Below are 7,958 nucleotides of genomic sequence, written 5' to 3' on the forward strand. Positions count from 1 at the left end.
CGCTCTCGCCGCTCTGGTCCTCGACCGGGTCCAGGCCGCCGGCGGCCGGGCGGCCCTCGGGGTTCAGGGCGAAGGGGGAGGGGGTGGCCGAGGACAGCGGGACCAGGTAGGGGCGGCAGCCCAGCGGGAAGGACAGGTCGCCGGTGTGGACGTCGTACACCGGGTCGAAGCCCCGCCAGGAGAGGAAGGCCAGGTAGCGGCCGTCCCGCGTGAAGACCGGGTTCTCGTCCTCGAAGCGGCCGTTGGTGACGTCCACGACCAGCCGGTCCTTGATGCGGGCCATCTTGATCTGGCGCAGGGAGCGGCCGATCCCGGGGTGCGACCAGGTCAGCCAGCAGCCGTCGGGGGAGAAGGCGAGGTCGCGGACGGGGCCGTTGACGGAGCGGATCAGCTCGGTGACCTCCCCGTCGGAGTCCTCCGTGCCCGCGGCGTCAGCCGCACGGTCGGGCACGGTCAGGAGCAGCAGGCGTCCGTCGTGCGCGGCGACGGCCAGCCGCTCGCCCCTCGGGTCGGAGACCAGTTCCAGGACCCGGCCCAGCTCGCCCGAGGCCAGCCGGCGGGGCTCGCGGTCACCGGTCGCCCGGGGCAGGTAGGCGATCTCGACGGCGTCCTCGCCCTCCGCGTCCGTCACATAGGCGACCCGGCCGGCAAAGCCGAGCATCTCCGGGAGCCGTACGCGTACGCCCGGTGTGTCGGTGAGGGTGCGGGCCGGGCCGTCTCGGTGGGTCAGCCAGTACAGGCTGCCGCGGACGACGACGGCGCTCGCGCGGCCCGTCTCGTCGACCGAGATGCCGTCCACGTGCTGGGCGGCGGGCACCTGGTACGGGCGGCGCCCGGCCCGTGGCCCGCTCAGCCGCACGTCGAGCCTGCGGGGCTCGGAGGTGAGGTCGTCGACGATCCACAGGTCGCCGCCGCACTGGTACACCACCCGGGTGCCGTCGCTGGCGGCGTGCCGGGCGTAGAAGGCGTCGTGGTCGGTGTGGCGGCGCAGGCCGGAGCCGTCGGGGGCGCAGGAGTACAGGTTGCCGACGCCCTCGTGGTCGGAGAGGAAGGCGATCCGGTCGCCGACGAACATGGGGGAGTGGAGGTGGCCGCCGAGGTCGGGCAGCAGGCGTTCGCCGTGCAGCCAGAGGCGGCCCATGGCGCCGCCCCGGTAGCGCTTCCAGGCGGCCGGTTCGTGCGGGGGCGTGCCGGTCAGCAGGAGGGTCCTGCGGTCGGCGACCTGGATGTCGGAGACCGGGCCCCAGGGGAGCTTGTGGCCGGGGGAGCCGTCGGTGGGGACCTTGTACGCCCAGGTGAAGTAGGAGAAGGGCTCGCCGTGGGAGGCGACGGCGAGGATCTCGCCCGTCGGGGTCCAGCCGGTGACCTGAGTGTCCGTGGAGCCCCAGTAGGTGAGCCGGCGGCCCGGTCCGCCGTCCACCTCGCACAGGTGGATCTCGGGCACGAGACTGCGCCAGCTCGTGTACGCGATGTGGCGGCCGTCGGGCGAGAAGCGCGGGTGGCCGACCTTGGTGCGGTCGACGGTCAGACGCCAGGCGCGGCCCGGGCTGTCGAGGGGGGCCAGCCAGAGGTCGTCCTCGGCCACGAAGCACAGCAGGTCGCCGCTCAGATGCGGTAGGCGCAGATAGCTCACCTCCCCATGCTTTTCCGGGGGATGGACCGGAGCAACTTGTGAAAAAACGGCCGATGCCGACCGGTGGGTGGCTCCTGGTGACCCACCACACGAACGAAACCGTTTCGTTTCGATGCTGGATGCGCTACATTCGTGTCGTACGAAACAGTGTCGTTCCAAGTCCCGGGGCGGAAAGGGTGAGTGACATGACCGAGGTCTCGACCGCGCGTCGCAGCCGCATCACCCCCGAGCGCGAGGCCGAGCTCTACGAGGCCGTGCTCGAACTGCTCCGTGAGGTCGGCTACGACGCCCTCACCATGGACGCGGTCGCCGCTCGCACCCGCTCCAGCAAGGCCACGCTCTACCGCCAGTGGGGCGGCAAGGCCGAACTGGTCGCCAAGGCGGTGCGGCACAGCAAGCCGGGCGGTATCGGTCTCGACGAGATCGACACCGGGTCGCTCAAGGGCGACCTGCACGCGCTCACCATGCGCTCGGACGACTGCACGATGGAGCAGAACTCCGCGCTCATGCGGGGCCTGGCCATGGCGGTGCACGGCAACCCGGATCTGCTGAAGGCGTTCCACGAACATCTCATCGAACCCGAGATGGCGGAGTTCCGCCGACTCGTCCAGCGGGCGGTCGACCGGGGCGAGGTGCGCCCCGACAACCCGGCGATCGAGTTCATGATGCACATGATGCTCGGCGGGTTCGCGGCCCGCTCGCTGATCGACGAGCTGCCGCCGACCCAGAACTTCCTGCTTTCGTACATCGACGCCGTGGTCCTCCCCGCCCTCGGTGTCCCGACCGACTGATCCCCGGTCTCCCCAGCAAGCCCTCCACCTGACGCAACCGCTCACGTCGTCGGGCTGATCACCCCTGCCCTGAAGACCCCACGACCTGACCGGGAGTTCGCCCTCGTGGCCTCTTTCCTCTACCGACTCGGCCGGCTCGCCTTCCGGCGACGGCACTTCGTCGCCCTCCTGTGGGTGGCCCTGCTGACGCTCGCCGGCGTCGGCGCGCTCAACGCGCCCGCCGCCGGATCGACCTCCTTCTCCATACCGGGCACGGAGGCGCAGAAGGCCTTCGACCTGCTGGAACAGCGTTTCCCCGGCGCCAGCGCCGACGGCGCGACCGGACGCATGGTCTTCAAGGCGCCCGAGGGCGGGAAGATGACCGACCCCGCCAACAAGGCCACCGTCGCGAAGACCGTCAAGGAGCTCCGCGACGGCTCCGAGGTCGTCTCCGTCACCGACCCGTTCACGACGAACGCGGTCAGCAGGGACGGCACGGTCGCCTACGCGTCGGTGCGCTACGACGCCCCGGCCATGGAGCTCAAGGACGCGACCCGCACGGCCCTGGAGAAGGCCGCCGACGACGCCCGCGACACCGGGCTGACCGTCGACGTCGGCGGTGACGCGCTCCAGGCCCGGACCGAAGCGGGCGCCGCCGGTGAGGTCGTCGGCCTCGCCCTCGCCGCGGTCGTCCTGGTCATCACCCTGGGCTCACTGATCGCGGCCGGCCTGCCGCTGCTGACGGCGGTCATAGGCGTCGGGATCGGCGTCTCCACCATCGCCGTCCTCGCCAAGGCGCTCGACCTCGGAGACACCACCTCCACGCTCGCGGGGATGATCGGCCTCGCGGTCGGCATCGACTACGCGCTGTTCATCGTCTCCCGCTACCGCGCCGAGCTGGCCGAGGGCCGCGACCGCGAGGAGGCGGTGGGCCGGGCCACCGGCACCGCGGGTTCCGCGGTGGTCTTCGCGGGCCTCACCGTCGTGATCGCGCTCGCCGGTCTCTCGGTCGTCAACGTGCCGATGCTGACCAAGATGGGTCTCGCCGCGGCCGGCACCGTCGTGATCGCCGTCCTCATCGCGCTCACCATGATCCCGGCGCTGCTCGGGTACGCGGGCCGCAGAATCCGCCCGGCGGGCCAGAAGCGCGGGACCTCCCCCGGCAAGGCGGTGAAGCCCAACCTCGGCACCCGCTGGGCGAGCTTCGTCATCCGCCGCCCCGCCGCCGTGCTGCTGCTGGGGGTGCTCGGGCTCGGCGCCGTCGCGCTGCCGGTCGGCCAGCTGGAACTGGGCCTGCCCGACGACGGTTCGCAGTCGACGTCCACGACCCAGCGCCGCGCCTACGACCTGCTCTCGGAGGGCTTCGGGCCCGGCTTCAACGGGCCCCTGATGATCGTGGTCGACGCCAAGGACAGCGCCGACCCGAAGGCCGCGGCCGCCACGGTCACCGACGGCATCAAGGACCTCAAGGACGTCGTCACGGTCACCCCGGCGACCTTCAACAAGGCCGGCGACACCGCGACCGTCACCGTCGTCCCGGACTCCAAGCCGTCCTCGCCACAGACCGAGGACCTGGTGCACGCCATCCGGGACGACGTCGCGTCCAAGGCCGACGCGGACGTCCTGGTCACCGGCACCACCGCGATGAACATCGACTTCTCGCAGAAGCTCGCGGACGCCCTCGTCCCGTACCTGGCCCTGGTGGTCGGCCTCGCCTTCCTCCTGCTGATCGTGGTGTTCCGCTCGATCCTCGTCCCGCTGAAGGCGGCCCTCGGCTTCCTGCTGTCGGTGCTCGCCGCGCTCGGAGCCGTCGTCGCGGTCTTCCAGTGGGGCTGGCTCGGCGGGGTGCTCGGCGTCGAGGAGACCGGACCGATCATGTCGATGATGCCGATCTTCATGGTCGGCGTGGTCTTCGGACTCGCGATGGACTACGAGGTCTTCCTCGTGACCCGCATGCGCGAGGCGTACGTCCACGGCGAGTCCCCGAGCCAGGCCGTCGTGACCGGGTTCAAGCACAGCGCCCGGGTGGTGGTCGCCGCCGCCGTGATCATGATGGCCGTCTTCGGAGGCTTCATCAGCTCCGGCGAGTCGATGATCAAGATGATCGGCTTCGGTCTCGCGATCGCCGTCTTCTTCGACGCGTTCGTCGTCCGCATGGCGATCGTCCCCGCGGTCCTGGCCCTGCTCGGCCGCCGCGCCTGGTGGCTGCCCAAGTGGCTGGACCGCGCGCTGCCCGACGTCGACGTCGAGGGCGAGGGACTGCGGGCCGGGAAGGACACGGATCCCGACGAGGACCGGGAACTGGTCCGCGTCTGACACTCGGCGGAAGAGCGGGACGAGCCGGTGAGGGGATCCCCCTCACCGGCTCTCGGTTGCCGTGGACCGGCCGAGATAGGTGACCGGCCCGGCGTCCGGTACGGCGATCTCGTGGAAGCCGAGACGGTCGTAGAAGGCACGGGCGGGCCTGTTGGCGGTCACCATGCACAGGTGCACGGCGGGCACGCCCCGCTCGTGCAGCGCGCGGAACAGGGTCGTCATGAGCGCCCGTCCGTACCCGCGCCCCTGCCACGCCGGCAGCAGGTCGATGTGCAAGTGGGCCGGGTAGTCGGCGACTTCGGGCACGACCATCCGCTCCGGGCGGTGCAGCAGCGCGACGATCTCCTCGTCCGGGGTGCGCGGCGGGCCGCTGGGCTCCGGATAGCGGTCGGCCACGAGGGGCAGCCACCGCTCGCGGTACTCCGCGACGAACCGGGGCGTGTCGGCGGTCCCCACGACATAGCCGACGGCCGCTCCCGTCCCGTCGTCCAGGACGAAGGCGAGTTCCGGTTCGAGATGGGCGTACGGCGCCGCGAAGGCCGCGGGGAAGACACCGGGGTCGGTGTAGTACGGCCGGCTGTCCCGGCCCTCGTGCGCGGTGCGGACGCAGATGTCGTCGACGGCGTCGCGGTCCAGGGGGCGGTAGGGGCGTATGACGGGAGTCGAGGTCATCGCAGCATCCTGCCCCACGGGAGGCGGGAACGGCCCCGCAAACCCGGTCGCGTGGCCCGTACACCCACCGCTAGCGTGGCGGGCATGACGACCGCCGACGCCGCCCACCCCCGTTTCGCCGAGGCCCTGCGGGAGCTGGGACTCGACGAACTGAACGAGAAGATCCGCCGGTTCCCGGACGCCACCCGTACCGCCGCCGAGGCGGCCGCAGCCGTCGGCTGTGAGCTGAGCCAGATCTGCAAGTCGCTGATCTTCGCGGCGGACGGGGTGCCGGTACTGGTGCTGATGGACGGCGCCTCCCGGGTCGACGTCGAACTCGTCCGGCGCGAACTCGGCGTCGACAAGGTCACCCGGGCCAGGGCCGACGTCGTTCGGGAGACCACCGGCTACGCCATCGGGGGCGTGCCGCCCTTCGGGCACCGGACACGGACCCGGGTGCTGGCCGACCGGTCGCTGCTCGGCCACGACCTGGTCTGGGCCGCCGCCGGCGATCCGCACGCCGTGTTCCCCATCGCGCCCAAGGACCTGGTGGCCCACGCGGGTGCCACCCTCGTGGACGTCCGCGAGCGCCAGGCGTGACGCCGCTCGTCACGGCGGCCGTACTCCTCGCCGCCGTCACGCACGCCAGTTGGAACGCCATCGCGCACCGGATCACCGACAAACTGGTCGCGTTCACGCTCATATCCGGCGGGGGAGTGCTCATCGGGCTGGCGATGATCCCGTTCACGGCGGCCCCGGCGGCCGGGGCCTGGCCGTACCTGCTCGCCTCGTCCGCCGTCCACGTCGCCTACTACGCCCTGCTGATGAAGTCCTTCCGGCTCGGGGACTTCGGGCAGGCCTATCCGATCGCGCGCGGCACCGCGCCCCTCGTGGTGACCGTGCTAGCCGCCCTGTTCGCGCACGAGGTGCCCGACGGATGGGCGGCCGCCGGAATCGCCCTGTCCTGCGCGGGACTCACCGGGGTCGCCCTGTGGGGCCTGCGCGGCCGCCGCCCCGACTGGGCGGCCATCGGGGCCGCGTTGGCGACCGGGCTGACCATCGCCGCGTACACCGTCGTCGACGGGCTCGGCGTGCGCGCCTCCGGCTCCTCCGCCGGGTACGTCGCCTGGCTGATGGCGGTGCAGGGCGTGGTGATCCCGGCGTACACCCTCTACCGGTGGCGCGGTGGATTCGCCGCCGCCCTGCGGCCGTTCGCCGGGCTGGGGCTCCTCGGGGCCGCCCTGTCCGTGGCCGCGTACGGGCTCGTCCTGTGGGCCCAGACCAGGGCGGAGCTCGCGCCGGTCGCCGCGCTGCGGGAGTCCTCGATCATCGTGGGCGCGGCCATCGGCGCGGTGTTCTTCAAGGAGCGGTTCGGGGCGCCGAGGATCGCGGCGGCCGGGCTGCTCGTGGTGGGCATCGGGCTGATGCTGCACGCCGGTTAGCCGTCTCTCCCCGGCCATTTTCCCAAGCGCGTCCCAAGTCCTGCCCAACGCCGGCTCTTCGTTTGCCCTGCTTGCCCATGCCTTGACGGTCCGTTCCACGGGCGTTCAGCCAGCCGTCCGTGGCGGGGGTGTGTGCCGTCCCTAGGGTCCCTGCGGACTTCGGAAGAAGGGGACCCATGGACACGCTCCACGCAGTCCGGGCCCGCGGGATCACCAAGTGCTTCGGTGACGTCGTGGCGCTCGACGGCGTCGACCTCGATGTGACGCACGGTCAGATCCATGGCCTGGTGGGGCCGAACGGTGCCGGAAAGACCACCCTGCTCGGGCTCCTGCTGGGCCTCGCCGTCGCCGACGCGGGCCGCCTGGAGATTCTGGGAACGCCGGTCGGGCGGGCGTTCACCGCTCCGGACGGGGTCTCCGGGTTCGTGGACGGGCCGGGTCTGTACCCCTCGCTCACCGCCCGGCAGAACCTGGCCGCGCTGGCCGGACTCCGCGGCCGGGACGCCCGTACCGTCGGCGTCGACGAGGTGCTCGACCAGGTCGGGCTCACCGACGTCGCCGACGACAAGGCGCGCGGGTTCTCCCTCGGCATGCGCCAGCGGCTCGGGCTCGCCGCCGCGTTGCTGGCCCGGCCGCGGCTGCTGGTCCTCGACGAACCGTCCAACGGCCTCGACCCGGCCGGGAAACGGCATGTGCACGGTGTGCTGAACCGGCTCGCCGCGGACGGCACGAGCGTCGTGGTCTCCAGCCACCGCATGGACGACCTGGAGGCGATGTGCTCCGAGGTCACCATCCTGGCCGTGGGACGGGTCGTGTTCTCGGGCCCGCTCGGCAAACTGGCCGCCGAGAGCCGTGAACTCGACTACCGGGTACGGACGTCCGACCCGCAGGCGGCTCGGCGGCTGGCCGAGGGCACGGACGGGATCCGGGTCGTCGACGGCGGCACGCGGCAGGACACCGGACCGCTCGTCGTGCGCGGGCTGGTCCCCGCCCTCGACGACCTGGTGGCGCGGCTCGTGACGGCGGGCGTCGCGGTGCGTGAACTGGCGTCCGTGGTCTCGCCCTTGGAGGCCGCGTTCCTGGCCCTGACCGAGGACGGGGGCACGAGCCGATGACCACCACCACCGTCCCCGCGGCCACCGCACC

General features: G+C 72.1%; 6 protein-coding genes and 1 pseudogene. 5 read left to right on the forward strand and 2 right to left on the reverse strand.

The features are described from left to right. Positions 1-1,633 (reverse strand): annotated as a pseudogene (locus AOJ26_RS34530) (PD40 domain-containing protein); the annotation flags it as partial. Positions 1,634-1,818: 185 nt separating this feature from the next. Between AOJ26_RS34530 and AOJ26_RS34535 the strand changes: the two are divergent. Continuing rightward, a complete protein-coding gene (locus tag AOJ26_RS34535; RefSeq protein WP_053852315.1) occupies positions 1,819-2,424 on the forward strand; it encodes a TetR/AcrR family transcriptional regulator in 606 nt (201 codons plus the stop codon). A gap of 105 nt (positions 2,425-2,529) precedes the next feature. Then, positions 2,530-4,719 (forward strand): MMPL family transporter, encoded by a 2,190-nt coding sequence (locus AOJ26_RS34540; protein ID WP_053852316.1) that lies wholly within the window; start codon positions 2,530-2,532, stop codon positions 4,717-4,719. A gap of 42 nt (positions 4,720-4,761) precedes the next feature. Here AOJ26_RS34540 and AOJ26_RS34545 read toward each other — a convergent pair whose 3' ends face one another. After that, positions 4,762-5,391, reverse strand: a complete 630-nt coding sequence (locus AOJ26_RS34545; protein WP_053852317.1) for a GNAT family N-acetyltransferase — start codon at positions 5,389-5,391, stop codon at positions 4,762-4,764. 84 nt (positions 5,392-5,475) lie between these two features. Between AOJ26_RS34545 and AOJ26_RS34550 the strand changes: the two genes are divergently transcribed. The 3 genes from AOJ26_RS34550 (at position 5,476) to AOJ26_RS34560 (ending at position 7,927) form a co-directional block, all read left to right on the forward strand. After that, positions 5,476-5,970, forward strand: coding sequence for a YbaK/EbsC family protein (locus AOJ26_RS34550; RefSeq protein ID WP_053852318.1), 495 nt, complete (start codon positions 5,476-5,478; stop codon positions 5,968-5,970). Further along, a complete protein-coding gene (locus AOJ26_RS34555) occupies positions 5,967-6,812 on the forward strand; it encodes a DMT family transporter (RefSeq protein WP_053852319.1) in 846 nt (281 codons plus the stop codon). Before AOJ26_RS34550 ends, AOJ26_RS34555 begins: the two co-directional genes overlap by 4 nt. A 176-nt stretch (positions 6,813-6,988) precedes the next feature. After that, the gene (locus AOJ26_RS34560; RefSeq protein ID WP_053852320.1) at positions 6,989-7,927 is read left to right on the forward strand and encodes an ABC transporter ATP-binding protein; all 939 of its coding nucleotides are present in this window, start codon (positions 6,989-6,991) and stop codon (positions 7,925-7,927) included. The last annotated feature ends 31 nt before the right edge of the window (positions 7,928-7,958 follow it).

The sequence above is a fragment of the Streptomyces sp. NRRL B-24085 genome (genome assembly GCF_001282115.1).
Classification (GTDB): domain Bacteria; phylum Actinomycetota; class Actinomycetes; order Streptomycetales; family Streptomycetaceae; genus Streptomyces.

Excerpts from the sequence above, each read along its gene's own strand:
- AOJ26_RS34535 (WP_053852315.1), top strand. The coding sequence starts at position 1,819 with ATGACCGAGGTCTCGACCGCGCGTCGCAGCCGCATCACCCCCGAGCGC.
- AOJ26_RS34545 (WP_053852317.1), bottom strand. The coding sequence starts at position 5,391 with ATGACCTCGACTCCCGTCATACGCCCCTACCGCCCCCTGGACCGCGAC.
- AOJ26_RS34550 (WP_053852318.1), top strand. The coding sequence starts at position 5,476 with ATGACGACCGCCGACGCCGCCCACCCCCGTTTCGCCGAGGCCCTGCGG.
- AOJ26_RS34560 (WP_053852320.1), top strand. The coding sequence starts at position 6,989 with ATGGACACGCTCCACGCAGTCCGGGCCCGCGGGATCACCAAGTGCTTC.